Source organism: Citreicella sp. C3M06, assembly GCF_018860705.1.
Taxonomy (GTDB): Bacteria; Pseudomonadota; Alphaproteobacteria; order Rhodobacterales; family Rhodobacteraceae; genus Salipiger.
Genome location: NZ_JAHKQA010000078.1, coordinates 76,516 through 101,036, shown reverse-complemented (window position 1 = coordinate 101,036; position 24,521 = coordinate 76,516). Strand labels below are relative to the sequence as shown.

The following is a 24,521-nucleotide window of genomic DNA, read 5'->3' as shown; positions in this document are numbered from 1 at the left end:
AAACCGGCATCGCATAATCAACCGGGAGTATAACATGACAAAGACAAACCGCAGCCTGCGCACCGCCGCGCTGCTCGCCGCCCTGATGGGCGGCGTTGCTCTGCCCGCCATGGCGGAAACCCCGCCGAACATGCTGGTGATCGCCAACCGCATCGACGACATCAAGACCTTCGATCCGGCCGAAAGCTTTGAATTCGCTGGCGCGGACGTGTCGCGCAACGTCTACGAAAAGCTGGTGAATTTCGATCCGCTCGACCTTGACGCAGGCTTCCAGCCCGAACTGGCCGAAAGCTGGGAGGTGTCCGAGGATGGCACCGTCATCACCTTCACCATGGCCGAGGGCCATGTCTTTGCCTCCGGCAACCCGGTGACAGCCAAGGACGCGGCGTTCTCGCTGCAACGGGCCGTCAAGCTCGACAAGACGCCGAGCTTCATCCTGACCCAGTTCGGCTTCACCCCCGACAACGTCGACGAAATGATCAAGGCCACCGATGACAAGACGCTGGTCGTCACGCTTGATCAGAAATACGCGGTGTCCTTCGTGCTCAACTGCCTGACCGCGACCATCGGCGGCATCGTCGACATGGAAACGGTGATGGCCAACGAGACCGACGGCGACATGGGCTCGGCATGGCTGCGCACCAACACCGCGGGGTCCGGCCCCTACAAGGTGGTCGACTGGAAGCCCAATGAATCGGTGCTGATGGATCTCAACCCCAGCTATGGTGGCGAGACACCGGCGATGCAGCGGGTGATCGTTCAGCATATTCAGGAATCCGCCACCCAGCGCCTGCAACTGGAACGCGGCGACATCGACATCGCCCGCAACCTGTCGCCCGAAGACGTGGCCTCGATCAAGGAGCAGGACGGGCTCAAGGTCGTCGATGAGCTCAAGGGCCGTCTGATGTACTGGTCCGCCAACCAGAAGAAAGAGATGCTCACCGATCCCAAGCTGCTTGAGGCGCTGAAATGGGCGGTCGATTATCAGGGCATGGCCGACAGCTTCCTCAACGGGCAATATACCGTGCATCAGGCCTTCCTGCCGCTAACCTTCCTTGGCGCGCTGACCGAAAAGCCGTTCACCTACGACATGGACAAGGCCAAGGCCGCGCTGGCGGAATCCGGCTACCCCGACTGCGGCCCGATCGAGATTTCGGTGCGCGAAGCGCAGGAGCGCATGGACATCGCCCAGTCGCTGCAAAACACCTGGAACCAGCTGGGCTGCGACGTGTCGCTGATCGTCGGCACCGGGGCGCAGACGCTCGACCGCTACCGCGCGCGCGAACATGACATCTACCTTGGCGCATGGGGCCCGGATTATCCCGATCCCAACACCAACGCGGGCACTTTTGCGGTCAACCCCGACAACAGCGACGAGTCGGGCAACACCGGATACCTTGCATGGCGCAACGCCTGGGACATCCCCGAGATGACACAGGACACCCTTGCCGCCGTTGTCGAAAACGATACCGAGACCCGCGCCGAAATGTATATCGAGCTTCAAAAACAGCACCAGCAGGTCTCGCCCTTCGGCATCATGTTCCAGCAGATCGAACAGCACGGCATGCGCGAAAACGTGCAGAATTTCGTCTCTGGCGGCGCCACCACGGCGGCGTCCTACTGGGTCGTCACCAAGTAACTCGGATGGGGCGGGCCGCTGCGCCCGCCCCGCCCTTGCGCAAAGACCGGAAAACCCTTGCCTCAGGATAATACCTCCGCGCCCCCTGCCCGGCGCGCCCCGATCATGCCGCGCTGGCTGCGCAAGCTGCTTGGCACGGTGCTGACCATCGCCATCACCTTGCTGGGCCTGCTCTTCGTGACCTTCATGATCGGGCGCGTCATGCCCATCGACCCGGTGCTTGCAGTGATTGGCGAGCGCGCCACGCAGGCGCAATACGACAAGGTGTTCATCGAACTGGGCCTCGACAAACCGCTGATCTCGCAATTTCTCATCTATGTCGGCGACGTGCTGCAAGGCGATTTCGGCCGCTCGATCCGCACCGGGCAGCTGGTATCCGATGACATCAAGCGGGTCTTCCCCGCCACGCTGGAACTGGCAACGCTGGGCACCCTGTTCGGGGTGTTCATCGGCGTGCCGCTGGGGGTGCTGGCGGCCGTCTATCGCGGCACATGGATCGACCAGCTGGCCCGGCTGGTCGGTCTGGTGGGCTATTCCATGCCGATCTTCTGGCTGGGGCTCGTGGGGTTGCTGTTGTTCTACGGCATCCTTGGCTGGGTCGCAGGGCCGGGGCGGCTTGGGGTGTTCTATCAAGGCATCGTGCCTGAACGCAGCGGGCTGCTGCTGCTCGATGCCGCTATCGCCCGCGACTGGACGGTGTTCAAGGACGCCTTTTCCCACATCATCCTGCCTGCCGGGCTGCTGGGCTATTTCAGCCTCGCCTATATCAGCCGGATGACCCGCAGCTTCATGCTCGAACAGCTCAGCGCCGAATACATCACCACCGCGCGGGTCAAGGGGCTGTCCGAATGGAACGTGGTCTGGCGCCACGCCTTCCGCAACATCCGCATCCAGCTGGTGACGGTGATCGCACTGGCCTATGCCAACCTGCTCGAAGGCTCGGTGCTGACAGAGATCATCTTCGCATGGCCCGGCATCGGGCAATACATCACCACCTCGCTGCTGGCCAATGACATGAACTCGGTGCTCGGCGGCACCGTGGTCATCGGCACCATCTTTGTCGGTCTGAACATCTTTTCCGACCTGCTCTACCGCTTCTTCGACCCGAGGGCGAAATGACCCATCAAACCCTCCGCGACTGGCTGCTGACAGACACCCCGCAGTCGCGCCGTCAGGCCAGCGCCGCCGCGTGGTACGCCGGTTGGCTGAAACTCAAGCGCAACACGCTGGCGATGGCCGGGCTGATCGTGCTCATTGCGCTGATCCTCGGCGCGCTGTGCGCCCCTCTGCTGGCGACGCAAGACCCGTTCGTGCAGGATCTGGGGGCCCGGCTTCTGGCGCCGGGCACCGACGGCCACATCTTCGGCACCGACAGCCTCGGACGCGACATCTGGTCCCGCCTCATCTACGGCGCGCGCATCTCGCTGTATATCGTCGCGCTGGTGGCCGTGGTGGCACCGCTGCTGGGGCTGATCATCGGCACCGTCGCGGGCTACGCGGGTGGCATCCTCGACGTGGTCCTGATGCGCTTCACCGATATCTTCCTCGCCTTCCCGCGGCTGATCCTCGCACTGGCCTTCGTCGCCGCCCTTGGCGCGGGCATCGAAAACGCCGTGCTCGCCATCTCACTGACCGCCTGGCCGCCCTACGCGCGCATTGCCCGCGCCGAAACCCTGACCATCCGCAATTCCGATTTCATCCACGCCATCAAGCTGCAAGGCGCTGGCCCCCTGCGCATCATCACCCGCCACGTCTGGCCGCTGTGCATCTCATCGCTCGTGATCCGCGTCACCCTCGACATGGCGGGCATCATCCTCACCGCCGCCGGGCTCGGCTTCCTCGGCCTCGGGGCGCAGCCACCCAGCCCGGAATGGGGCGCCATGGTCTCCGAAGGGCGCAAATACATCCTCGATTACTGGTGGGTCGCCACCATCCCCGGCCTCGCCATCTTCACCATCTCCCTCGCCTTCAACCTGCTCGGTGACGGGCTGCGCGACGTGCTCGACCCCAGAGAGGCCGGCAAATGACCCGCGCCCCCAGCTTCTTCTGGCCGCAAATATCCCGGGGGGAGCCGAAGGCGGGGGGCAGCGCCCCCCTCCTCCCCCGCAACGGGCAACACGCATGACCAATCTTCTCGACATCGAAAACCTGCGCGTGCGCTTTCCCACCCGGCAGGGCCATTTCGACGCGGTGCGCGGCATCTCGTTCAGCCTTGGCCGCGAACGACTCGGCATCGTCGGCGAATCCGGCTCGGGCAAGTCGATGACCGGCCGCGCCATCCTCAAACTGATCCGCAAACCCGGCGAGGTCACCGCCGATCGCATGCAGATGGGCAAGACCGACCTGCGCACCGCCTCCGACCGGCAGATGCGCAAGATCCGTGGCCGCCATGCCTCGATGATCATGCAGGACCCGAAATTCTCGCTCAACCCGGTGATGAGCGTCGGCCAGCAAATCACCGAAGCGCTCACCACCCACGAAAGGATCTCGCGCCTTGATGCCCGCAAGCGCGCCATCCAGATGCTCGACGCCGTCGCCATCCGCGACCCCGAGCGCGTCATGGGCCTGTACCCCCACGAGGTTTCGGGCGGCATGGGCCAGCGCATCATGATCGCCATGATGCTGATCCCCGACCCGGAAATCCTCATCGCCGACGAGCCGACCTCGGCGCTCGATGTCTCGGTGCAGCTGTCGGTGCTCGAGATCATGGACCGGCTCGTCACCGATCGTGGCATGGGGCTGATCTTCATCAGCCACGATCTCAACCTCGTCTCGCAGTTCTGCGACCGCATCCTGATCATGTACGCAGGCCGCATCGTCGAGGTCTGTCAGGCCGGAAAGCTGCACGAGGCGCAGCATCCCTACACCATCGGCCTGCTCAATTCGGTTCCCGACCTGCAACATCCCCGCCCCCGGCTCGACGTGCTCAAGCGCGATCCGGCCTGGAGCGCGGCCCCTTCGGTAAGCGCCCTGACATGAGTGCCATAGACCTCTCTGATCTCACCGTCTGGTTCGGCCACGGCGCCGAGCGCAGCGACGCGGTCAAATCCGCCAGCTTCTCGGTCGACACCGGCGAAAGCTTTGGTCTGGTCGGCGAATCCGGGTCGGGGAAATCCACCGTGCTGCGCGCGATCTCCGGGCTGATCGACAGCTGGGCCGGCACCATGCAGCTTGACGGAAAGCCGCTGGGCCGGCGCCGCGAGCGCAGCTTTTACAAGGCGGTGCAGATGGTCTTTCAGGACCCTTACGCCTCGTTGCACCCGCGCCATACGGTCGACCGGGTGCTGGGCGAAGTGCTCAAACTGCACGGTTTTTCCGACATCGACGCGCGCATCGACAAGCTGCTCGACGATGTCGGCCTCGGCAAGGGCTTCCGCTTTCGCTATCCGCACCAGCTGTCGGGGGGCCAGCGCCAGCGGGTCGCCATCGCCCGCGCCCTTGCGCCCGAGCCGCGCATCGTACTGCTGGACGAGCCGACCTCAGCGCTGGATGTGTCGGTGCAGGCCGAAATCCTCAACCTGCTCTCTGACCTGCGCGCCGAGCGTGGCCTGACCTATCTGATGGTCAGCCATGACCTTGGCGTCATCGGCCATATGTGCGAGCGCATCGCGGTGATGCAGCAGGGCCGCATCGTCGAGCTGCTGGACGTGGCGCAGATGCGCAAGCTCAGCGCCGAACACCCCTACACGCGGCACCTGCTCGACAGTTCGGTGCGCGCGGTGCGGCAGGCTTGACGGCAGGGCCCGCTGCACCCACGGTGCGTTGGTATACCATCCCGAGGCGCCGATGCTGCACGTCCTGAGCCATGACATCCTGCCGGTCTTTGCATTGCTGGCGCTTGGCTTTGCGCTGGGGCGCGCTGGCCTGTTCTCGCGCGGCGAAGCCGCCGCCGCGAACCGCATCGCATTCTTCGTGATGCAACCGGCGCTGATCTTTCAGCTTGTCGCTGGCGTGCCCCTGCCCGCCTTCGACCTTGCCGCGCTGGCGCTTTATGCCGGATGCGAAGCGCTGTGCTTTGCCCTTGCCTACGCCCTGCTCACCACGGTGTTCCGCCGCGAGCGGGCCGAAGCATGGCTGCTGGCGATGTGCACCGTCTTCGTCAATTCGCTGCTGTATGTCGGGCCAATCTCGCAGCTGATCTATGGCGCAGAGGCCGCCTTGCCGGTGACCGCCATCGTGGCATGGGATGCCTCGGTGACCTTTGCGCTGTTCATCATCGGCACCGAGCTGATCGCGCATCCCTCTGCCGGGGTTGGCCCCGCGCTTGGCCGCATCTGGCGCAACCCGGTGCTGATCGCCATCCTTGCCGGGATACTGGCAAATGCCGTGGGGCTGCGCCTGCCCGAGCCACTGCTGACCGCCGCCAGCTTTGCCGGAGGTGCGGCGGCCCCGCTGTTCCTGCTCGCGCTTGGCATCATCCTGTCGCAGCAAGGCCTACGCCCGTCGGGCGTGGTGATCGGGGTGACGTCGCTCAAACTACTGGCGTTTCCGGCCATGGTGTTCGTCGCGCTCGGGGGCGCCGGCATTTCGGGGCCATGGCACGACCTTCTGGTGCTGACGGCGGCGGGCCCCTCTGGCGCGATGGCGTTTTCGCTCGCCATGCTGCACGGCATCCGCACCGACGCCATCGCCCCGGTGATCATCTGGACCTCGGTGCTGTCGCTGCTTTCGCTTGCGGCGCTGGCCTAGTCGTTGACCGGGAAGATAAAGCAGCGGTCGCGCCGGATGGTCAGCCACATCGGCGTGCCGGGCCGCGGCAGAAACACGTTTGGCACCGTCGCGCGCAGCAGCTCGCCGTGGAAATCCATGCGGAATTCCACGAGGCTTTCCGAGCCCATGAAGCGCGCACGCTCCACCACGCCGCGGGCGGGCGTGCCGGCGCGGTCGGTCGGCAGCGGCGGGTTGCCGTTGCGATCAAAATCGATGCCAACATGCTGCGGGCGGAACACGATTTCGACCTGCTGGCCATCCGGAACGCCGGGAGCAAGAAACTGCCCAAAGGGCGTATCGGTCAGCGCCCCGCGCACAGTGCCAGTCAGCACGTTGATATCGCTGAAGAACGCCACCGCCGCCTTGTCCTGCGGCGCGTTGTAGATGTTGTAGGGCGCGCCGCGCTGCACGATCCGCCCACCGCGCATCAGCGCGATTTCATCGGCCATGCGCATGGCTTCCTCGGGTTCATGCGTGACCAGCAGAACCGAGGCACCCTCTTCCTTGAGCAGCGACAGGGTCTCGTCGCGGATACCGTCGCGCAGCCGGTTGTCGAGACCCGAAAACGGCTCGTCCATCAGCATGATGCGCGGGCGCGGCGCCAGCGCGCGGGCCAGCGCGACGCGCTGCTGCTCGCCGCCCGACAACTGGTGGGGATATTCGTCGATGAAATGGGTCAGGCCGACGCGGCTCAGCAGCTCTTCGGCGCGGGCGCGCTTGGCGGCCCCTGATCCGGTGAGGCCAAAGGCAACGTTCTGACCGACGCTCAGATGCGGGAACAGCGCGAAATCCTGAAACATCAGCCCAATGGCGCGCCGTTCGGGGGGCACGCGGAACACCGTGTCGCAGACCAGATCGCCATCGACATGGATGGTGCCCTCGTCCTGCATGTCGACGCCGGCGATCATCCGCAAGGTGGTCGACTTGCCGCACCCGGACGGCCCGAGCAGGCAGGTGACATGTCCGGGCTGGATCGTCAGCGAGACGTCATCGACCACGCGCCGACCTTCGAAGCGGCGCACAAGATTGCGGATTTCAAGCCTGGGTGTCTGCACGCGCTCGCCTTTCCCGATGGAAAAGATCGGAATTCAGACGGGGGATAACAGCCCCGGTCCGCCCCTGCAAGCCACCGCCCCCTTTTGCGGGCAGGCGGCGGCAAGCACCGGGGCATGGGGCAGGATTCAAAGCGCCTTGATCGCCTGCATCGCGATGTCGTAGCTGCGCTGCCGCGCCAACGGATCATGGATGGCGCTGGCAATCAGCAGCTCGTCCGGGGCGTAGCGCGCCACAAGATCGCGCAGCCCGGCGGTGACCTCGGGCAGGTCCCCCACCGCCGCGATCCGCAAGGCCCGGTCTGCCATCGCCAGATGCCGCGGGTCCACCGCGCGGGTGATGTCTGCCACCGGGCGCGGCAGGCGTCCCGGTTGACCGGATCGCAGATTGATAAACGCCTGCTGCTGCGAGCTCATTAGCCGGCGCGCCTCGGCGCCGCTGTCCGCCGCCCAGACATTTACCGCCAGCATGAAACGCGGCGCATCGGTGATGCCGGGGGTGAACCGCTTGCGGTAGATCTCGGCGGCCTGATCCAGCGCATCCGGCGCAAAATGCGAGGCAAAGGCGTAGGGCAGACCCAGATGCGCCGCCAGCTGCGCGCCAAACAGCGAGGATCCCAGCATCCAGACCGGCACAAACGTGCCCTCGCCCGGCACCGCGCGCACCTGCGCGGCCTCGTCGGGCTTGCCCAGCAGGCCCAGCAGTTCGACCACGTCTTCGGGAAAGCGCTCGGCGCTGGCGTGGTTGCGCCGCAGCGCCATGGCGGTCAGCTGGTCCGATCCCGGCGCACGCCCGACGCCAAGGTCGATGCGCCCCGGAAACAGCGTTTCCAGCGTGCCGAACTGTTCGGCAATCACCAGCGGCGAGTGGTTGGGCAGCATGATGCCGCCCGCGCCAACGCGCATGCGGCTGGTGGCGGCGGCCACCTGACCGATCACCACCGCCGTCGCGGCAGAGGCAATGCCGCGCATGTTGTGATGCTCGGCCAGCCAGTAGCGATTGTAGCCAAGCGCCTCTGCATGGCGGGCCAGCGCGACGGTATTGGCCATCGCATCGCCGACGGTGCCGCCTTCGGGCACCGGCGCAAGATCAAGGACGGAGGCGGGGATCATGGGGAGGTCATCTGTGTCATCCCCGACATATAGGTGCGGCGCGCCGACATGAAAGGACGAAAAAGCCCCCGGCGCGCTGCGACGCCGGGGGCTTTGGTCATCCGCGAATGGCGATCAGGCAGCGGCGGTTACCGCCCGCTTGGTCATCACTGTGATCAGATGGGCCCGGTAAGCGCCCGACCCGTGCAGATCGTTGATCATGCCATCTCCCGGCAGGGTCAGCCCCTCAAGCGCCGCAGCCGAGAAATCGCCCGACAGCGCCTCTTCGGCTTCGGCCCAGCGGAAGACGCCTTCTTCGGAGGCGCCGGTCACTGCCACCCGCACCCCGTCGGCGTATTTCGCCACGAACACGCCAACCAGCGCAAAGCGCGAAGCGGGCTGTTCGAACTTCTGGTACGACGCCTTTTCCGGGATCGGCAATTTCACCGCGGTGACGATTTCGCCCTCGTCGAGCGCGGTGGTGAACATGCCCTGAAAATAATCGTCGATGGCGATTTCGCGGTTGTTGGTGACGATGGTCGCGCGCGATGCCAGTGCCGCCGCCGGGTAGCAGGCGGCCGGGTCGTTGTTGGCGATGCTGCCGCCGATGGTGCCCCGGTTGCGCACCGCCGGATCACCGATGTTGGCCGCCAGCGCCGCCAGCGCCGGGTAGCTGCCCGCCCCCTTGGCGACCTCGGCATGGGTGGTGCCACCGCCGATGGTCAGCACATCGCCGTCTTGCGAGATGCCTTTGATCTCGTCGATCTGCGCAAGGCTGACCAGCACCGATGGCATCGCCAGCCGCGCCTTGAGCGAGGGGATCAGCGTCTGACCACCGCCCAGCGCCTGCGCCTCGTCCTTGCCGAGCGCCGCCACCGCATCCGCAACGGTCTTCGGCGTCTCGATGTCAAAGCTGTACATGGTTGTTCTCCTGTCGAAGAGCCGAGGCTCTTTCTTCTTTCCCTGATTACGCAATGGAACGGCGGCGCGGTCAAGCGCCGCCGAGAGATCAGCCCTGCATCGCCGCCCAGACCCGGTGCGGGCTCAGCGGCATGTCGATATGATCGACCTTGATGCCGCCGACGTTGAGCGCATCGAGCACCGCGTTCACCACCGCCGGGGGCGAGCCGATCGCCCCGGCCTCGCCGCAGCCCTTCACGCCCAGCGGGTTGTGGGTGCAGGGCGTGACGCAGCTGTGATCGACCTTGAAGAACGGCAGATCCTCGGCGCGCGGCATGGCGTAATCCATGTAAGAGGCGCTGAGCAGCTGGCCGTTTTCGTCGTAGATGCAGCTTTCCAGCATCGCCTGCCCGACACCCTGCGCGATGCCGCCATGCACCTGCCCTTCGACGATCATCGGGTTCACCACATTGCCGAAATCATCGGCAGCGGCAAAATCGAGGATCTCGACGCGCCCGGTCTCGGGATCGACCTCGACCTCGCAGGCATAGGCACCCGAGGGGTAGGTGAAGTTCGACGGGTCGTAAAAGGCCGTCTCTTCAAGGCCCGGCTCGATGTCTTCGAGCGGGTAGTTGTGCGGCACATAGGCGGCCAGCGTCACATCGCCCCACGCCACCGACTTGTCGGTGCCCGCAACGGTGAACTGGCCGTCCTTCAGTTCGATATCCGCATCGGAAGCTTCCAGCATGTGGCCGGCGATCTTCTTGGCCTTGTTGATGATCTTTTCGGTGGCGCGCACCATGGCCGAGCCGCAGACCGCCAGCGAGCGCGACCCATAGGTGCCCATGCCGAAGGGGATCTTCGACGTATCACCATGCACGATGTCGATCATGCTCTCGTCAATGCCCAGCATTTCGGCGACCACCTGCGGAAAGGCGGTTTCATGCCCCTGCCCGTGGCTATGCGCGCCGACCATGACGCTGATCGAGCCGGTGGCGTTCACCCGCACGGTTGCCGCATCATACAGCCCTGCCCGCGCGCCAAGCTGGCCGACAAGGTTGGATGGCGCGATGCCGCAGGCCTCGATGTAGCAATTGACGCCAAGCCCGCGCAGCTTGCCGCGCGCCTTGCTTTCGGCGCGGCGCGCCTCAAAGCCCTTGCGGTCGATCATCTCTTCGAGCTTGTCCATGGTCGCGACGTAGTTGCCGGTGTCGTATTCCACCGCCACCGGGGTCGCGTAGGGAAAGCTGGTGATGAAGTTCTGCCGGCGCAGCGCCACCGGATCAACGCCCAGTTCCCGCGCCGCCTTGTCGACAAGCCGTTCGAGCTGAAAGGTCGCTTCGGGGCGGCCCGCGCCGCGATAGGCATCGACGGGCACGGTGTTGGTGAACACCGCCTTGACGTTCACCTGCACGGCGGGCGTGCGGTAGTTGCCCGCCATCAGCGTGCCGTGCAGCCATGTCGGGATCGACGACGAGAAGGTCGACAGATAGGCGCCCATATTGGCCAGCGTATCGGTGCGGATCGCGGTGAAGTTGTTGTCGGCATCCAGCGCCAGTTCGATCTTGGTCACGTGATCGCGGCCATGCGCATCCGACATGAAGGCCTCGGAGCGGGTCGAGGTCCATTTCACCGGGCGGTTCAGCTTGCGCGCGGCGAAGGTGACGAACGCCTCTTCGGCGTAGTGAAAGATCTTGGTGCCAAAGCCGCCGCCCACGTCGGGCGCCACCACCTTGAGCTTGTGCTCGGGGATGCCCAGCACAAAGGCCCCCATCAGCAGGCGGATGACATGCGGGTTCTGGCTGGTGGTATAAAGCGTGGATTCGTCGTTGGCGCGCGCGTAATCGCCCAGCGCCACCCGCGGCTCCATCGGATTGGCGACAAGGCGGTTGTTGACCAATTCCAGCGTGGTGACATGCGCCGCGGCGGCAAAGGCGGCATCGACGGTCTCGGTGTCGGTGCCGAACTGCCAGTCATAGCACAGGTTGTCGGTCAGATCGTCATGCACCAGCGGTGCGCCGCTTGCCAGCGCGGCCTTCATGTCGACGGCGGGGTCAAGTTCTTCGATGTCGGCGACAATGGCCTCGGCGGCGTCGCGCGCTTCCTGAAGCGTCTCGGCGACGACGGCGGCATAGGGATCGCCGACATGGCGCACCTTTCCAATTGCCAGAACCGGGTGGCCCGGCTCTTTCATCGGATCGCCGTTTTTGTCGGTGATCAGCCAGCCGCAGGGCAGACCGCCGACGCCCTCGAAATCCTTGCCGGTAAAGATCCGCAGCACGCCCGGCATGGCCTCGGCGGCGCTGGCGTCGATGCTGACGATCTTGCCATGCGCCACGTCCGAGCGCACGAAAACGCAATAGGTCTGACCGTAGACGTTGATGTCATCGGTGTATTGTCCGGCTCCGGTCAGGAAACGCACGTCTTCGCGGCGTTTCTGGCTTGCGCCGATACCATGATCCTTGGGCATGGTGCCTCCTCCCTGTCGGCGGCCCTGGCCGCCATCATCCCTGTCGGCGGCACGCGCCGACCCTGAATCCAAAGCCGTGGGTCTCCTCCTACCCCGGCCCTTTCAATCTGATTTGACGTCACCGCCGCGCGCGCGTCGGCTTATTCCGCCGCGATGCTGCTCACGTCTTGGCCGGATGCGGCCATGATCGCCTTGACGATGTTGTGATAGCCGGTGCAGCGGCAGATGTTGCCCTCGAGGTAATCGCGCACCTCGTGTTCGGTGGGCTTGGGGTTTTCCTCCAGCAGCTTGGCCGCCGTCATCACCATGCCCGGCGTGCAGAATCCGCATTGCAGCCCGTGGTGATCCTGAAACGCCTGCTGCAGCACCGAGAGCGAGCCATCGGCATTGGCCATGCCCTCGATGGTGGTCACCTCGGCGCCGGTGGCCTCGGCGGCGAACATGGTGCAGGCCTTAACGCTCTGGCCGTTGACGTGGATCACGCAGGCACCGCACTGGCTGGTGTCGCAACCGACATGGGTGCCGGTCAGCCGCAGCTCGTCGCGCAGGAATTCCGTCATCAGCGTATTGCCGGCGACCTCCTTCGAGACGGCCTTGCCGTTCACCGTCATCGTTACCTTGGTCATTCAGTCCTCCCTGGGTATCCCTGTTGTCTTTGGTTCAGCGTGGTGGGCGGGGCGCTAGGACACCATCCGCTTGAACCAGCCCTTCTTCTTGCCATCGACGGCGGCGTCATCCGCTGCGCCCTCTTCCTTGGGGCCTTCGACGGCCTCCTGAAGGTTGGTGAAGAACTGGTCGGCCATCTTCTTGGCGAATCCGTCGATGATGCGGCTGCCAAGCTGCGCCAGCTTGCCGCCGACCTTGGCCTCGACCTCGTAATGCAGCTCGGTCACACCATCGCCCTTGTCGCTCAGCGTCACGTCGGCGCCGCCCTTGGCAAAGCCCGCGGCCCCGCCCTTGCCCTCGCCCGACAGGGTCAGGCTTTCCGGCTCGTTGCGATTGGACAGGTTGACAACGCCGGTGAAAGTCGCCTTCACCGGGCCGACCTTCTGCACCACGATTGCCTCGAACCCGTCTTCGGGTGAGCCGGTCATCTGGGTGCAGCCCGGCACGCAGGCCTTGAGCACCTCGGGGTCGAGAATCGCCGCCCAGACCACCTCGCGAGGGGCCTTGATCTCGCGCGTGTCGCTCATGTGCATGGGTTGGTTTCCTCCGACTTGCCCTGTCTGTGCCCGGTCAGCCTACACGCATCCGCAGACGCGCCTATTAGACCAATGGATCATTCCGGCCAGAGAGTGGCCCGGCCACGCGCCGATGCCAACTCGAAATTGTGCGAAGTCTCAGGAATTTGCGCCGCCCGCATAGACTTCGAGCGTTGGCAGGTCGGTCAGCGGCGCCTCGATCAGGCGCATTGCGGCCAGCGAGATCCGCGCGCCGCCGCCCTCGATCGGCAATAGATCGACCCTCGCCGATTTGCCGGAAGCGGGAAACACCACACGCCCCTCGGTCGGGGCCGAGACCAGCGTGGTTTCCAGCCAGAATCCCGGTTTCGACGGATCGCCCAGCGACACCACGACAGAGCCAAGGCTGCGCTCGCCGCCGGGCTGCGGCGCGGCGGCCTTGGCGCGCTCGGCGGCGCTGGTGGTGTCGAACTGCTCGGCAGTGCGGGCATTCGCGGCGGGGGCGATGGTCACCGTCTCGACCTCGGGGGCGGCCGGAATCATCGCAGGGCTCGCCGAAGCGCTTGGCGCGGGCTCTTCCTGCTGCATCATCGGCAGCGAGGGCAGCTGGGAACAGGCGCAAAGCGCCAGCATCGGAACAAGAAGATGTGCTTTCATGAGGCCAAGAGTAGGGCGTTGCCCGGCGGCTGGCAATCGCCGTGATGCTTGCCCGAAGGCTGGTTTGCGTCTAGATGTACAGGCATGGAAAAGCTCATCGATCCCTTCGCCCGCCCGATTTCCTATCTTCGGGTCTCGGTCACCGACCGCTGCGATTTCCGCTGCGTCTATTGCATGTCGGAAAACATGAGCTTTCTGCCCAAGAAGGAATTGCTGACCCTCGAAGAGCTTGATCGCCTGTGCAGCGCCTTTGTGCACATGGGGGTTGAAAAGCTGCGAATCACGGGCGGCGAGCCGCTGGTGCGCCGCGACATCCTGACGTTTTTCCGTGCCATGACCCGGCATCTGGACAGCGGCGCGCTCAAGGAGCTGACGCTGACCACCAATGGCTCGCAGCTTGAGAAATTCGCGCAACCGCTGTTCGATGCAGGGGTGCGGCGGGTCAACGTATCGGCCGATACGCTGGATGCCGACAAGTTCGCGCAGATCACCCGCTGGGGCCGACTGCCGCAAGTGCTGCGCGGTATCGACGCGGCGCAAAACGCCGGAATGCGGGTCAAGCTGAACGCCGTGGCGCTGAAGGATTTCAACGAGGACGAGCTGCTGAGCATGACCGAATGGTGTGCGTCGCGCGATATGGATCTGACCTGGATCGAAGTCATGCCGATGGGCGACATCGGCAATGAGCACCGGCTGGGCCAATATTGGAAACTGACCGATCTGCGCGCGCGGCTGGCCGAGCATTACACCCTGACCGACCTGCCCGAAAGCACCGGCGGCCCGGCCCGCTACGTGCGGATCGAAGAAACCGGCCAGAAGATCGGCTTCATCACGCCGCTGAGCCATAATTTCTGCGAAAGCTGCAACCGGGTGCGGCTGACCTGCACCGGTGAATTGTTCATGTGTCTGGGGCAGGAAGACAACGCCGATCTGCGCTCTGCCCTGCGCAACCATCCGGGCAGCGACGCCCCGCTTCAGGAGGCGATCCGCGAGGCGATCCGGCACAAGCCCAAGGGCCATGATTTCGACTATTCGCGCCAGACGGTGGATGGCCGCGTCTCGCGCCACATGAGCCATACCGGCGGCTGACCTTTCGCCTGCTTTTACCAAGGTTTTCAGGCCTCGCGCCGTTTTCTTGGCCTTGACCATCAAGGCATATCGGCGCCGCCAGATAGGCGCTGATGACCCGGTGCGGCCTCGCCCCGCCGCAGGTCTGTTGCAAGTTTGCACCGGCTCTTTGCAATGAAATCAATAGATTGCACAAAAGCCCCAAAATCCTGCTCAGAGAATTCCGGGACACGCCGTCTTTGCTACGAAAGCCCGGAGATTGCCGTATAGTTTCCGAATGAATGACAGAAAGACCTCGGAGACCTGAAGGCATCCGAGACCAGATCAGGCAGGCTTCGAAACAAATGTCCAATTGCGATGTGATTGTCCGGCCTCTGGCCGCAAGCGATGAAACCAGCTGGCGGTCGCTGTGGACGGCCTATCTTGCCTTTTATGAAACCACCGTGCCCGAAGAGGTCTATGCCAGCACCTTCGCGCGGCTGTTGGGCGAGGATTCGCAGGATTTCAGCGGCCTCGTGGCCGAGCTTGACGGCAAGATCGTCGGCATCACGCATTATGTCTTTCACCGCCATTGCTGGAAGATCGAGAACGTCTGCTATCTTCAGGATCTCTACGCCCTGCCCGAAGCGCGTGGCAAGGGCGTCGGGCGGGCGCTGATCGAGGCGGTCTACGCCGCCGCCGATGATGCGGGCGCCCCCGGCGTCTACTGGATGACGCAGGAATTCAACGACACCGCCCGCCAGCTGTATGACCGGGTCGGCAAGCTGACGCCGTTCATCAAATATACAAGGCCGTGAAACGGCGCTATCTGCTGCCCCTGTGCCTTGCGCTAAACGCCTGCGTGCCCGTCGGCTCGCCCGAGACCGCCAGCCGCGCCGCCGTGTCGATGACCAGCTCCGACAGCGGCCTGCCCCCGATGAAAAGCTTCTCGGCCCCGCGCCCGGTTGCGACGCATGTGTCGAATGCCGATCTGGCGCGCGATATCCTCGGGCTGGCCTTCTCGCTGGAATCCGGAAAGAAGCTGGCCGTCTTCACCCGGTTCGAAGGCCCGATCACCTTGCGCGTCACCGGCACCCCGCCCCCGGCGATGATCATCGATCTGGATCGGCTGATCCACCGGCTGCGCAGCGAAGCGCAGATCGACATTCGCCTCGTGGCAGCGCCCGTGGCCAATATCACCGTGCAGGCGGTGCCGCGCGCCGAGATCCGCAAGACCATGCCAAGTGCCGCCTGTTTCGTGGTGCCCAACGTGTCTTCGCTGGAGGACTACCGCGCGGCGCGGCGCGCCAGCGCCGTCAGCTGGTCGTCCATCACCCGGCGCGAGCGGGTTGCGGTGTTTGTGCCCACCGATGCCGCCCCGCAAGAGCTGCGCGATTGCCTGCACGAGGAAATCGCCCAGGCGCTTGGCCCGCTCAACGACCTGTACCGGCTGGCCGACAGCGTTTTCAACGACGACAATGTGCACACGGTGCTGACCGGCTATGACATGACGGTGCTGCGCGCCTATTACGATCCCGACTTGCGCAGCGGCATGTCGCATCGCGACGTGGCCGCGCGGTTGCCGGGCATTCTCGCGCGGATCAATCCCGCCGGCGAAACCCGCCCCGCCCGCCGCCTGCCCGAGACCCCTCGGGTCTGGATCGACGCGGTGCAGGCCGCGCTTGGGCCGGGGGCCTCTGCGGAAGAACGCCGCGCCGCCGCCACCGAGGCGCTGAGCATCGCCGCCACGCTGGGCTGGACAGACCACCGTCGCGGCTTTTCGCATTACGCCCTTGGGCGCATCCTGCAAGGCAGCAGCGCCACCGCCGCGCAGGAACAGTTCGTTCTGGCAAAACGCTATTTCGAACGTGCGCCCGACACCGAGCTGCATCAGGCCTATGTTGCAAGCCAGCTTGCGGCCCACGCCCTGAATGGCGGCCAGCCCGGACAGGCGCTGGCGCAAATCGGCCCTCATCTCGACACCGCCGCACGCTACGAGAACGCGGCGCTGCTGGCGACGCTGATGCTGCTGCGGGCCGAGGCGCTGGAAGCGTCGGGCCGGGCATCAGAGGGGCGGCAGGTGCGTCTGGACTCGCTGGGCTGGGCACGCTACGGCTTCGGCTCGGATTGGGCCGTGCGCGACAGGATGCGCGAAATTGCAGCGCTCAACCCGCTCAAGGGGGGCTGAAGACACCATGATCGTGATTGCCGGAGTGCTGATCGGAGCGATACTCGGCGGGCTGACCGCCCGTCGCCGCAAGGGCAACGCTGCCGATATCGCCCAATACGCCACGGGCTTTGCCATCGCCTGCGGGTTGGCGGGCTTTGTGCTGACGATCATCCTCGAAAAACTTCTGACCTGAACGCGAAAGCCCGGACGTGCTGCCAAGGCTTCCGGGCCCGGCTCACCGGTCAAGCCCGGTGAGCGCCGCGGCGAATTCCTCGGGATCGAAGGGTTGCAGATCGTCGATCTGCTCTCCCACCCCGATGGCATGGATCGGCAACCCGAACCGGTCTGCCAGCGCCACCAGCACGCCGCCCTTGGCCGTGCCGTCCAGCTTGGTCATCACCAGCCCCGACACATCCGCGACCTGCCGGAAGATCTCGACCTGATTCAGCGCGTTCTGGCCGGTAGTCGCATCCAGCACCAACAGCGTGTTATGCGGCGCGTCGGGGTCTTTCTTGCGGATCACCCGGACGATCTTGGCCAGCTCTTCCATCAGGTCGTGCCGATTCTGAAGCCGCCCCGCAGTGTCGATCATCAGCAGATCGGCGCCGTCCGTCTGCGCGCGGGTCATCGCATCGAAGGCAAGGCTCGCCGGGTCCGATCCTTCGGGCGCGGTCAGCACCGGCACCCCGGCGCGTTGGCCCCAGACCTGAAGCTGTTCGACCGCCGCGGCGCGAAAGGTATCGCCCGCCGCGATCACCACCGTCTTGCCCGCCGCGCGGAACTGTGAGGCCAGCTTGCCGATGGTCGTGGTCTTGCCCGAGCCGTTCACGCCAACCACCAGCACCACCTGCGGCTTTTTGGGGTAGATCGGCAGCGGGCGCGCCACCGGATCGAGGATGCGGGCCACCTCGCCTGCAAGCGCCTCCTTGATCTCCTGCGTCGATACCCGGCGGCCATAGCGCCCCTCGGCGATATTGGCGGTGACGCGCAGCGCCGTGTCGACCCCCATGTCAGAGGCGATCAGCAGCTCTTCGAGGCTTTCCAGCATGTCGTCGTCAAGCACCCGGCGCAGCGTCGGCGCCTGCGGCGTCTCGCGGCCGAACAGCCTCCCGAGGATACCGCCCTTCGGAGCCTTCGTTGGGGTCTCCTGCGGCGGCACCTGCGGAGACGGATCGAGTGGCGCAGGCATTTCAAGCGGCGGCGGCGGCGCGATTTCAGGCGCGGGCTGCGGCATCGGGTCGGCGGGGGGTGTCACATCCGGGCCAGGATCGTCCGACGGTGTCGGGGCTGGCACCGGATCGGGCGTCGCGGGATGTTCGAGCGGCGGCGCGGGCGGGGCCTCATTCGGCGCGGGCGGCGTTTCGGGCAGCGGCTGCGGCTGCTCGGACGGCGGCGGCGGCACATCTGGCGCGTCGTTGCCACCATCCTGCACGATGGCATCGAGCCCTTCCTCGAGCTTCGAGGACGAGTTGAACAGCTTGCTCTTGAGCTTGCCGAAAAAGGACATGGCGCGAGACCCCCGGAAAAACGTCTCCTTCACCTAATACGCCGGGGCGCTCAAGAAAAGTGTGAGATGCCCCTGAAGCGCGCAGACGCAGAACTTGCCGCAGGCAACTCGCGCTTTGCCTTGGTTTGAACTTTCGGGCGGGTGCCGCGCGAAACGATCAACCGCCGGGTTTCTGCGACCAAGGTGATCCGACAGGATACAAAACGTTCGCCCGCAGCCACACCAAGGCGCGGGGCCACCCCTGCGCGGCTTGTCGCAACCGCCGAGAGCGGTTCGAAATTAATCCCGCCGCGTCAAGCCGGTGCCGTTCAGGGCGGCAGGAAGTCGGTGCTGATCGGTTTCAACCTAGCAACCATCGGGATGGCCGCGCTGCTGGACGCAGAGATCTGGCTCGGCGGGGCCTGGCTAGCGGCCTGCGCTTATGCGCAAGGACAACGTCTGCTGTCGGACTACGTGCAGCCTGTCGGGCCGCGGCACAACTGGAACGCCCCGCAGGGGGCGTCGTCGGTGCTGATGCTGAACGCGCCGCGTCACTCCGATCACCATGCCAGACCGACGCGACAGCATCCCGGGCTTACGCTCACTCACTCGACGATGCCGATGCTTCCCCAGTCCCTGCCGTTCATGACCGCGATCGCGCCGGTCCCGGCGCTGTGGCACTGCATCATGGACCCAAGAGCGCATCAGTGGCAGCCAAAGCGCCCGATACAGCCCCCCGATCCGGCAATGAGACGCCGCGCCTGAGCATTCATCTGACACGAAAAGTCGCGAAGGGTCTGCTGGCTGGCTGGCGCCGGGTCACCCCGACAGCTTGCGCGCTGGCGTCCACAAAGCGCTACCGCGCCGGGAAAGACAAGTCAAATAGTCTTTTACTTCAATTACTTGACTTATTTATTCAGGAACTACCATCAACCATTCCGCTCGTTGCATGTGGCACGCAAAGGTCGGCCGCCTCTTCACCTGCCCAACACACTCTGTCAGGGTATGGGCATGAAATTGCTATCCGCCCTTTTAGTGTTTTTGCCTCTGGCCCTGCCATGCCTTGCTTCCGAACCACTTTCTGGGGCGGAATTCGAACGCTATGTCACCGGGAAAACGCTGTATTTCGGGCTCGAAGGGTCATCCTACGGCGTCGAGGAATATCTCCCTGATCGTCAGGTGCGCTGGTCGTTTCTGGATGGGCAATGCAAGGACGGCTTCTGGTACGAAGATCAGCGCATGATCTGCTTTGTCTACGATGACGAGCCAGAGGCGCAATGCTGGAGCTTCTATCGAGAAGGAACCGGACTACGCGCGGTATTCGAGAACGATCCCGCAAACACCGTGCTTTATGAAGCCCGGCAGGATGACAAGCCGATGATGTGCCTCGGCCCCGAGGTCGGCGTTTGAAAAGCGGGGGCCAGCCCCCGCACCCCCGGGATATTTCCAGCCAGAAGAAGACAGGGCACGGCGCCTTGTTTCTTCTGGCCCGAAATATCCCCGCCGGAGGCATCCAAGCCATCCTCTCGCGCGACGTCCGTCAGAACAGATTGCCCTGTTCCGGGGGCTCTCCCTTGCGCTTCGGGCGGGGCGCGGCGCCGCCCAGCGCAAGCCGGCCATCGGCAAATTCGATCACGAGGCCGGCTGCGGCCTCGGCCTCGGCCTTGGCGGTCAGAATGCGCCCTTCGCCGCTGCGCACCACCGCGTAGCCGCGCGCCAGCGTTCCTTTGTAACTGAGCGTCTCCAGCAGCCGCGCAAGACTGCCCAGACGCGTGCGCGGGTCTTCGAGCCGACGCGCGCACGCCGCATCCAGCCGCGCGGCCAATGTGCCGAGACGGTCGCGGCCAAGCGTGATGTCACGGAGGATCGGGCGCAGCGACAGGCGGTCGGTGCGCCGCCCAAGGCTTTCGTGCCCATGGGCAATGACCCGCGCCAGAAGCGAGGGGCGCAGCGCGCCCGCTCGGTCAGACAATTGAACGCGGCGCTTTTCTGTGCCCCGGCTCAGCGCCACTGGCAGCCGCGTCGACAACAGGTCGAGCCGTTGACGGGGGCTTTCCAGCAGCGTTTCGGCGCGGGGCATCGCGCGGGACAGATCGCGCAAACGCTGCGTCCGGGTCTCGATGCGCTGCTGCATGGCACGGGTCATGCGGCTGCCCTGCTCGCCGGTCCAGCTCAGCAGGTCAAGCCGCACCGGAACCGCGATTTCGGCGGCGGCGGTCGGCGTGGGCGCGCGCCGGTCGGAGACGAAGTCGATCAGCGTAGTGTCGGTTTCGTGCCCGACGGCCGAGATCAGTGGGATCGTAGAGGCCGCGGCCGCCCGCGCCACGGCTTCTTCGTTGAAGCCCCACAGATCCTCGACCGAGCCGCCGCCGCGCGCGACGATCAGCAGGTCGGGGCGCGGAAGCGAGCCTCCCGGCGTCAGGCGGTTGAAGCCTTCGATGGCGCGCACGACCTCCGGGGCGCAGCTTTGCCCTTGCACCGCCACCGGCCAGATCAGCACCTTGCGCGGAAAGCGCTCGCGCAGCCGGTGCAGGATGTCGCGGATCACCGCCCCGGACGGCGAGGTAATCACGCCGATGATCTCGGGCAGGTAGGGCAGCGGGCGTTTGCGCGTCTCGTCGAACAGGCCCTCGGCCTGCAACGCCGCCTTACGTTTTTCCAGCATCGCCATCAGCGCGCCGACCCCCGCCGGGCGGATGTCATCAATCACGATCTGGTATTTCGACTGGCCCGGAAAAGTGGTCAGCCGCCCCGTCGCGATCACTTCCATGCCTTCCTCGGGCTGCTGGGCAAGGCGCCCGGCCACGCCTTTCCAGACCACGCCCGAGATCACCGCGCGATCATCCTTGAGATCGAGGTAGATGTGCCCCGAGCGCGGCGTCGACACACGCCCGACCTCGCCGCGCACGCGGACATGGGCGAATTCGCCCTCGATGGTGCGTTTTACCGCGCCCGAAAGCTCGGATACGGTGAATTCGGGCGTATTGCCCTGCTCGTCTTCGAAAAGGTCCATTATGGGCTGCTCGCTTGCCTAACGCTTGGCCTGACCTTAGAACGCGCGACAGGCGAGGCCAAGGCAGGAGACCGAAGGCAGATGAACATCCTTATTCTCGGCGGCGGCGGGCGCGAGCATGCGCTGGCCTGGGCGGTGATGCAGAACCCCAAATGCGACAAGCTGATCGTCGCCCCCGGCAACGCCGGAATTGCGCAGATCGCCGAATGTGCCGTGCTCGATGTCGAGGATGGCGGCGTGGTGGTCGAATTCGCCGGCGAGAACGCCATCGAGCTGGTGATCGTCGGGCCCGAGGCGCCGCTGGCGGCGGGCGTGGCCGATGCTCTGCGCGATGCGGGCATCCCGGTGTTCGGCCCGTCGAAAGAGGCGGCGCGGCTCGAGGTTTCGAAAAGCTTCACCAAGGAGATCTGCAAGGCGGCGAATGCGCCCACCGCAGGCTATGGCCATTTCACCGATGCGGCCAGCGCCAAGGCCTATGTCGCCCGGCAGGGCGCGCCGATCGTGGTCAAGGCCGACGGGCTGGCGGCGGGCAAGGGCGTGATCATCGCGACAACCGTGGCCGAGGCCGAGGAAGCCATCGACGACATGTTCGGCGGGGCCTTTGGCGGCGCGGGCGCCGAGGTGGTGATCGAGGAATTCATGACCGGCGAGGAAGCGTCGTTCTTCGTGCTGGTCGACGGCACGGATATCCTTCCTATCGGCACCGCGCAGGATCACAAGCGCGTCGGCGAGGGCGACACCGGCCCTAATACCGGCGGAATGGGCGCCTATTCCCCCGCCCCGGTGCTGACCGACGAGATCGCGCAAAAAGCGCTGGACGAGATCATCCGCCCGACCATGGCCGAGATGGCCCGTCGCGGCACGCCCTATTCGGGGGTGCTTTACGCCGGGCTGATGATCGAGAACGGGGTGCCGCGGCTGGTGGAATACAACGCGCGCTTCGGCGATCCCGAATGTCAGGTGCTGATGATGCGGCTGGGCGCGCAGGCGCTTGACCTGATCCATGCCTGCGCCGAGGGCCGTCTGGCCGGTGCGCAGGTCACATGGGCCGACGATCACGCCATGACCGTCGTGCTGGCGACACAGGGCTATCCCGGCGACTATGCCAAGGGCTCGGTGATTGGCGGGCTGAACGGGCTCACCGAAGACAGCTTTACCCAGATGTTCCACGCGGGCACCGCCGAAGTGGATGGCAAGGTGGTCGCAACCGGCGGGCGGGTGCTGAACGCCACGGCGCGCGGCGCGACGCTGGCCGAGGCCGCGCAGCGGGCTTATGCGCTGGTCGACGAGGTCGATTGGCCCGAAGGTTTCTGCCGGCGCGACATCGGCTGGCGGGCGCTTTGACCCTGTTCGGACCTGTTCGCGCAGGTGCGCCGGTCCTTTGATGCGCCATCGCCGTGCCCTGCCTTTGGCCGGGGGCGGCGCAGGCGGGCCGGTCTGTAGGGCAGCAAACCGGTCTGTCTGTGCCCGCTCCGCCGCTTTGCACCGGCAGCGCCCCATCGCCAACGGGCTGGCGCTACATCGTTGTGACGTGGCGACCGGTTGCCGAATACAGCGTTCGGCGCGCAGGGCCTACATGCGCGATCCGAAACCCGCGCTCAGCCCGATGGGTCACGCGCGGGGCATGGCGACCTTGCGCCTTATGGCGCGCATGAGGCTCGGGCGGCCTGCTTGCAGCCGCTAAAGCGTCAGGCGCGACGGCGGCGGCGGCGCAGGGCGATTGCGCCCATCCCGCTTAGCAGGGCAAGCATCGGCGGCAGCGCGGCGGGCAGCGGAACGGCGCTGATTTCGACCGTCAGGCTTTGCAGCACGGCCTTGTCGAGGCCCGTCACATTGATCGCATCAAAGCTGCTGTCGGCAGCCAGCCCGACAAAATAATTACCCGCGCCGCTGGTGGTGAAATCGTAGCTGTCGATGATACTGAAGGCAGACAGGAAATCCACCGTAAAGGTCTCGGTGGATTCTGACGCATAAAGATCGAAGGCCAGCTTGGTTTGCGGCGCGCTGAAGGCAAGGAACAGCGAGATCAGACTGCCTTCGCTGCCCGGCGCAATGATCGTTGCCTCGTTCTCCGAGGTCGCCCCAAGCCCCTGCCCGGTCTGGCTGGCAGGGTAGATGAATTCGCCCGGCCCAGCCCCCGAAACCTCGATCGCCGAAATCCCGAGATCGCCCAGAAACGTTTCGCTTCCGGTCAGAACGCCGGTCGCAACGCTGTCGAAGGTCTCGGTATACGGGGCGCTGAAATCGCCCAGCGTGATCAGGGTTGCGGCCTGCGCCGGGGCCGCAACGGCCAATGCCAAAAGGGAAACGATCGTCTTCATGAAGACTCCTAAAACTCGTTACTCATCGCTTCGGCACCACATGCCGCGCACAACCTGATACAGGAGCAGATTACCAGCTTTCCCGGCAGGGTCGCATAGAAATCCTTTTCTACATAGCGTTAAAAAATCGTTTCCGTGCCGGTGCAAACACGCAAAAGGCTGGCCACGATCGGCCAGCCCTCGTCGTGCATGTCATTTCGCGCAATTTCAGCGCAGTCTCATGCGGCCTTTGCGCTGTTCGATCCGATGAACCATGCATCCTTTTCGGCGGTGCGGCTCACTTCGGTGAACAGATCGGCGGTGTCTTCATCGCCCGCCTCGTCTGCGGCCTCGATGCCCTTGCGCAGGTTCACCGTGTAGCTGTTGAAACGCTCGACCAGCGCGGCAACGTGATCCTGAATATCGACCTTGTCGGTCGGGTAGGCCTTGAGCGTGCTTTCCTTGGCAACGGTCTGCGAGGTGCCCTGTGCCAGCCCGCCCATCATGACGACGCGTTCGGCCATCAGGTCCGACCCTTCGCGCAGATGCGCCGCCACGTCATCGAGCAATTCGTGCACGCCGATGAACCCGGTGCCCTTGAGATTCCAGTGCGCCTGCTTGACGGCATTGGTCAGATCGATGGTGTCAGCGAGGCGCGCGTTCAGCTCCTCGATCATGTCCTTGCGGGCGTTCTCTTTGAGAAAGGGGACAAAATTCTGCGGCATTGGGTATGCTCCTCTGGTCTGGTCAAATCTCGTGTGCTGCCAGCGGCAGCCCGGCGCTGTGCCGGCTTCGGATAGGAAA

At 65.1% G+C, this 24,521-nt stretch carries 24 protein-coding genes; 13 read left to right on the top strand and 11 right to left on the bottom strand.

Annotation, left to right across the window (positions count from 1 at the left end; translation table 11 throughout):
• The first annotated feature begins 34 nt into the window (after positions 1–34).
• From KO516_RS18845 to KO516_RS18820, 6 genes are all read left to right on the top strand, one after another.
• The gene (locus KO516_RS18845; protein ID WP_216005332.1) at positions 35–1,639 is read left to right on the top strand and encodes an ABC transporter substrate-binding protein; all 1,605 of its coding nucleotides are present in this window, start codon (positions 35–37) and stop codon (positions 1,637–1,639) included.
• Positions 1,640–1,744: 105 nt separating this feature from the next.
• Positions 1,745–2,758, top strand: a complete 1,014-nt coding sequence (locus KO516_RS18840; protein WP_216005407.1) for an ABC transporter permease — start codon at positions 1,745–1,747, stop codon at positions 2,756–2,758.
• A complete protein-coding gene (locus tag KO516_RS18835; RefSeq protein WP_216005331.1) occupies positions 2,755–3,666 on the top strand; it encodes an ABC transporter permease in 912 nt (303 codons plus the stop codon). The genes KO516_RS18840 and KO516_RS18835 overlap by 4 nt, the downstream gene beginning before the upstream one ends.
• 94 nt (positions 3,667–3,760) lie before the next feature.
• A complete protein-coding gene (locus KO516_RS18830; RefSeq protein WP_216005330.1) occupies positions 3,761–4,618 on the top strand; it encodes an ABC transporter ATP-binding protein in 858 nt (285 codons plus the stop codon).
• On the top strand, positions 4,615–5,373 hold the full coding sequence (locus KO516_RS18825) for an ABC transporter ATP-binding protein (RefSeq protein ID WP_216005329.1): 759 nt from the start codon (positions 4,615–4,617) through the stop codon (positions 5,371–5,373). Before KO516_RS18830 ends, KO516_RS18825 begins: the two co-directional genes overlap by 4 nt.
• 52 nt (positions 5,374–5,425) lie before the next feature.
• The gene (locus tag KO516_RS18820; RefSeq protein ID WP_216005328.1) at positions 5,426–6,328 is read left to right on the top strand and encodes an AEC family transporter; all 903 of its coding nucleotides are present in this window, start codon (positions 5,426–5,428) and stop codon (positions 6,326–6,328) included.
• On the opposite strand, the gene KO516_RS18815 is transcribed toward KO516_RS18820, so the two are convergent.
• From KO516_RS18815 to KO516_RS18785, 7 genes are all read right to left on the bottom strand, one after another.
• Positions 6,325–7,404 (bottom strand): ABC transporter ATP-binding protein, encoded by a 1,080-nt coding sequence (locus KO516_RS18815; RefSeq protein WP_216005327.1) that lies wholly within the window; start codon positions 7,402–7,404, stop codon positions 6,325–6,327. The genes KO516_RS18820 and KO516_RS18815 overlap by 4 nt on opposite strands.
• A gap of 126 nt (positions 7,405–7,530) precedes the next feature.
• Positions 7,531–8,514 carry an LLM class flavin-dependent oxidoreductase gene (locus KO516_RS18810; RefSeq protein ID WP_216005326.1) on the bottom strand — a complete coding sequence of 328 codons (984 nt, stop codon included), beginning with the start codon at positions 8,512–8,514 and terminating at the stop codon, positions 7,531–7,533.
• Positions 8,515–8,628: 114 nt separating this feature from the next.
• On the bottom strand, positions 8,629–9,414 hold the full coding sequence (locus KO516_RS18805) for a xanthine dehydrogenase family protein subunit M (RefSeq protein ID WP_216005325.1): 786 nt from the start codon (positions 9,412–9,414) through the stop codon (positions 8,629–8,631).
• Between the two features lie 88 nt (positions 9,415–9,502).
• Entirely contained in the window at positions 9,503–11,863 is a 2,361-nt protein-coding gene (locus tag KO516_RS18800; protein ID WP_216005324.1) for a xanthine dehydrogenase family protein molybdopterin-binding subunit, read from the bottom strand.
• A gap of 140 nt (positions 11,864–12,003) precedes the next feature.
• Entirely contained in the window at positions 12,004–12,489 is a 486-nt protein-coding gene (locus KO516_RS18795; RefSeq protein ID WP_216005323.1) for a (2Fe-2S)-binding protein, read from the bottom strand.
• Between the two features lie 54 nt (positions 12,490–12,543).
• Positions 12,544–13,062: a CoxG family protein gene (locus KO516_RS18790; protein WP_216005322.1), complete on the bottom strand. Its 519-nt coding sequence runs from the start codon at positions 13,060–13,062 to the stop codon at positions 12,544–12,546.
• A gap of 141 nt (positions 13,063–13,203) precedes the next feature.
• Positions 13,204–13,701: a hypothetical protein gene (locus tag KO516_RS18785; RefSeq protein ID WP_216005321.1), complete on the bottom strand. Its 498-nt coding sequence runs from the start codon at positions 13,699–13,701 to the stop codon at positions 13,204–13,206.
• Between the two features lie 84 nt (positions 13,702–13,785).
• Between KO516_RS18785 and moaA the strand changes: the two genes are divergently transcribed.
• The 4 genes from moaA to KO516_RS18765 all read left to right on the top strand — a co-directional run bounded on the left by moaA (position 13,786) and on the right by KO516_RS18765 (position 17,111).
• A complete protein-coding gene (gene moaA, locus KO516_RS18780) occupies positions 13,786–14,790 on the top strand; it encodes a GTP 3',8-cyclase MoaA (RefSeq protein ID WP_216005320.1) in 1,005 nt (334 codons plus the stop codon).
• 323 nt (positions 14,791–15,113) lie between these two features.
• Positions 15,114–15,566 (top strand): GNAT family N-acetyltransferase, encoded by a 453-nt coding sequence (locus tag KO516_RS18775; protein WP_216005319.1) that lies wholly within the window; start codon positions 15,114–15,116, stop codon positions 15,564–15,566.
• Entirely contained in the window at positions 15,563–16,936 is a 1,374-nt protein-coding gene (locus KO516_RS18770; protein ID WP_216005318.1) for a DUF2927 domain-containing protein, read from the top strand. Before KO516_RS18775 ends, KO516_RS18770 begins: the two co-directional genes overlap by 4 nt.
• 7 nt (positions 16,937–16,943) lie before the next feature.
• Positions 16,944–17,111, top strand: a complete 168-nt coding sequence (locus KO516_RS18765; RefSeq protein WP_216005317.1) for an apolipoprotein acyltransferase — start codon at positions 16,944–16,946, stop codon at positions 17,109–17,111.
• A 42-nt stretch (positions 17,112–17,153) separates the two neighbouring features.
• Here the strand turns inward: KO516_RS18765 and ftsY are convergent, their stop codons facing one another.
• Positions 17,154–18,425 carry a signal recognition particle-docking protein FtsY gene (gene ftsY, locus KO516_RS18760; RefSeq protein WP_216005316.1) on the bottom strand — a complete coding sequence of 424 codons (1,272 nt, stop codon included), beginning with the start codon at positions 18,423–18,425 and terminating at the stop codon, positions 17,154–17,156.
• A 327-nt stretch (positions 18,426–18,752) separates the two neighbouring features.
• On the opposite strand from ftsY, the gene KO516_RS18755 reads away from it, so the two are divergent.
• Both KO516_RS18755 and KO516_RS18750 read left to right on the top strand, forming a co-directional pair.
• Complete coding sequence (locus KO516_RS18755; RefSeq protein ID WP_216005315.1) at positions 18,753–19,169, top strand: fatty acid desaturase; 417 nt, start codon at positions 18,753–18,755, stop codon at positions 19,167–19,169.
• A gap of 246 nt (positions 19,170–19,415) precedes the next feature.
• Complete coding sequence (locus KO516_RS18750) at positions 19,416–19,814, top strand: hypothetical protein (RefSeq protein ID WP_216005314.1); 399 nt, start codon at positions 19,416–19,418, stop codon at positions 19,812–19,814.
• A 130-nt stretch (positions 19,815–19,944) separates the two neighbouring features.
• Here the strand turns inward: KO516_RS18750 and xseA are convergent, their stop codons facing one another.
• Entirely contained in the window at positions 19,945–21,417 is a 1,473-nt protein-coding gene (gene xseA / locus KO516_RS18745; protein ID WP_216005313.1) for an exodeoxyribonuclease VII large subunit, read from the bottom strand.
• 81 nt (positions 21,418–21,498) lie between these two features.
• Between xseA and purD the strand changes: the two genes are divergently transcribed.
• Positions 21,499–22,761: a phosphoribosylamine--glycine ligase gene (gene purD, locus KO516_RS18740; protein WP_216005312.1), complete on the top strand. Its 1,263-nt coding sequence runs from the start codon at positions 21,499–21,501 to the stop codon at positions 22,759–22,761.
• A gap of 344 nt (positions 22,762–23,105) precedes the next feature.
• Here purD and KO516_RS18735 read toward each other — a convergent pair whose 3' ends face one another.
• Together KO516_RS18735 and dps are read right to left on the bottom strand one after the other, a co-directional pair.
• Positions 23,106–23,738, bottom strand: a complete 633-nt coding sequence (locus KO516_RS18735; protein WP_216005311.1) for a hypothetical protein — start codon at positions 23,736–23,738, stop codon at positions 23,106–23,108.
• Between the two features lie 218 nt (positions 23,739–23,956).
• Entirely contained in the window at positions 23,957–24,442 is a 486-nt protein-coding gene (dps, locus tag KO516_RS18730) for a DNA starvation/stationary phase protection protein Dps (RefSeq protein WP_216005310.1), read from the bottom strand.
• Positions 24,443–24,521: the final 79 nt, after the last annotated feature.

Bases quoted from the DNA above. Each gene is read 5' to 3' on its own strand.
- xseA (WP_216005313.1), bottom strand. From the start codon at position 21,417: ATGGACCTTTTCGAAGACGAGCAGGGCAATACGCCCGAATTCACCGTA.
- KO516_RS18845 (WP_216005332.1), top strand. From the start codon at position 35: ATGACAAAGACAAACCGCAGCCTGCGCACCGCCGCGCTGCTCGCCGCC.
- KO516_RS18820 (WP_216005328.1), top strand. From the start codon at position 5,426: ATGCTGCACGTCCTGAGCCATGACATCCTGCCGGTCTTTGCATTGCTG.
- KO516_RS18810 (WP_216005326.1), bottom strand. From the start codon at position 8,514: ATGATCCCCGCCTCCGTCCTTGATCTTGCGCCGGTGCCCGAAGGCGGC.
- KO516_RS18795 (WP_216005323.1), bottom strand. From the start codon at position 12,489: ATGACCAAGGTAACGATGACGGTGAACGGCAAGGCCGTCTCGAAGGAG.
- KO516_RS18830 (WP_216005330.1), top strand. From the start codon at position 3,761: ATGACCAATCTTCTCGACATCGAAAACCTGCGCGTGCGCTTTCCCACC.
- purD (WP_216005312.1), top strand. From the start codon at position 21,499: ATGAACATCCTTATTCTCGGCGGCGGCGGGCGCGAGCATGCGCTGGCC.
- KO516_RS18835 (WP_216005331.1), top strand. From the start codon at position 2,755: ATGACCCATCAAACCCTCCGCGACTGGCTGCTGACAGACACCCCGCAG.
- KO516_RS18825 (WP_216005329.1), top strand. From the start codon at position 4,615: ATGAGTGCCATAGACCTCTCTGATCTCACCGTCTGGTTCGGCCACGGC.
- ftsY (WP_216005316.1), bottom strand. From the start codon at position 18,425: ATGTCCTTTTTCGGCAAGCTCAAGAGCAAGCTGTTCAACTCGTCCTCG.
- KO516_RS18805 (WP_216005325.1), bottom strand. From the start codon at position 9,414: ATGTACAGCTTTGACATCGAGACGCCGAAGACCGTTGCGGATGCGGTG.
- KO516_RS18800 (WP_216005324.1), bottom strand. From the start codon at position 11,863: ATGCCCAAGGATCATGGTATCGGCGCAAGCCAGAAACGCCGCGAAGAC.
- KO516_RS18765 (WP_216005317.1), top strand. From the start codon at position 16,944: ATGATCGTGATTGCCGGAGTGCTGATCGGAGCGATACTCGGCGGGCTG.
- moaA (WP_216005320.1), top strand. From the start codon at position 13,786: ATGGAAAAGCTCATCGATCCCTTCGCCCGCCCGATTTCCTATCTTCGG.
- KO516_RS18785 (WP_216005321.1), bottom strand. From the start codon at position 13,701: ATGAAAGCACATCTTCTTGTTCCGATGCTGGCGCTTTGCGCCTGTTCC.
- KO516_RS18735 (WP_216005311.1), bottom strand. From the start codon at position 23,738: ATGAAGACGATCGTTTCCCTTTTGGCATTGGCCGTTGCGGCCCCGGCG.
- dps (WP_216005310.1), bottom strand. From the start codon at position 24,442: ATGCCGCAGAATTTTGTCCCCTTTCTCAAAGAGAACGCCCGCAAGGAC.
- KO516_RS18840 (WP_216005407.1), top strand. From the start codon at position 1,745: ATGCCGCGCTGGCTGCGCAAGCTGCTTGGCACGGTGCTGACCATCGCC.
- KO516_RS18790 (WP_216005322.1), bottom strand. From the start codon at position 13,062: ATGCACATGAGCGACACGCGCGAGATCAAGGCCCCTCGCGAGGTGGTC.
- KO516_RS18775 (WP_216005319.1), top strand. From the start codon at position 15,114: ATGTCCAATTGCGATGTGATTGTCCGGCCTCTGGCCGCAAGCGATGAA.
- KO516_RS18750 (WP_216005314.1), top strand. From the start codon at position 19,416: ATGAAATTGCTATCCGCCCTTTTAGTGTTTTTGCCTCTGGCCCTGCCA.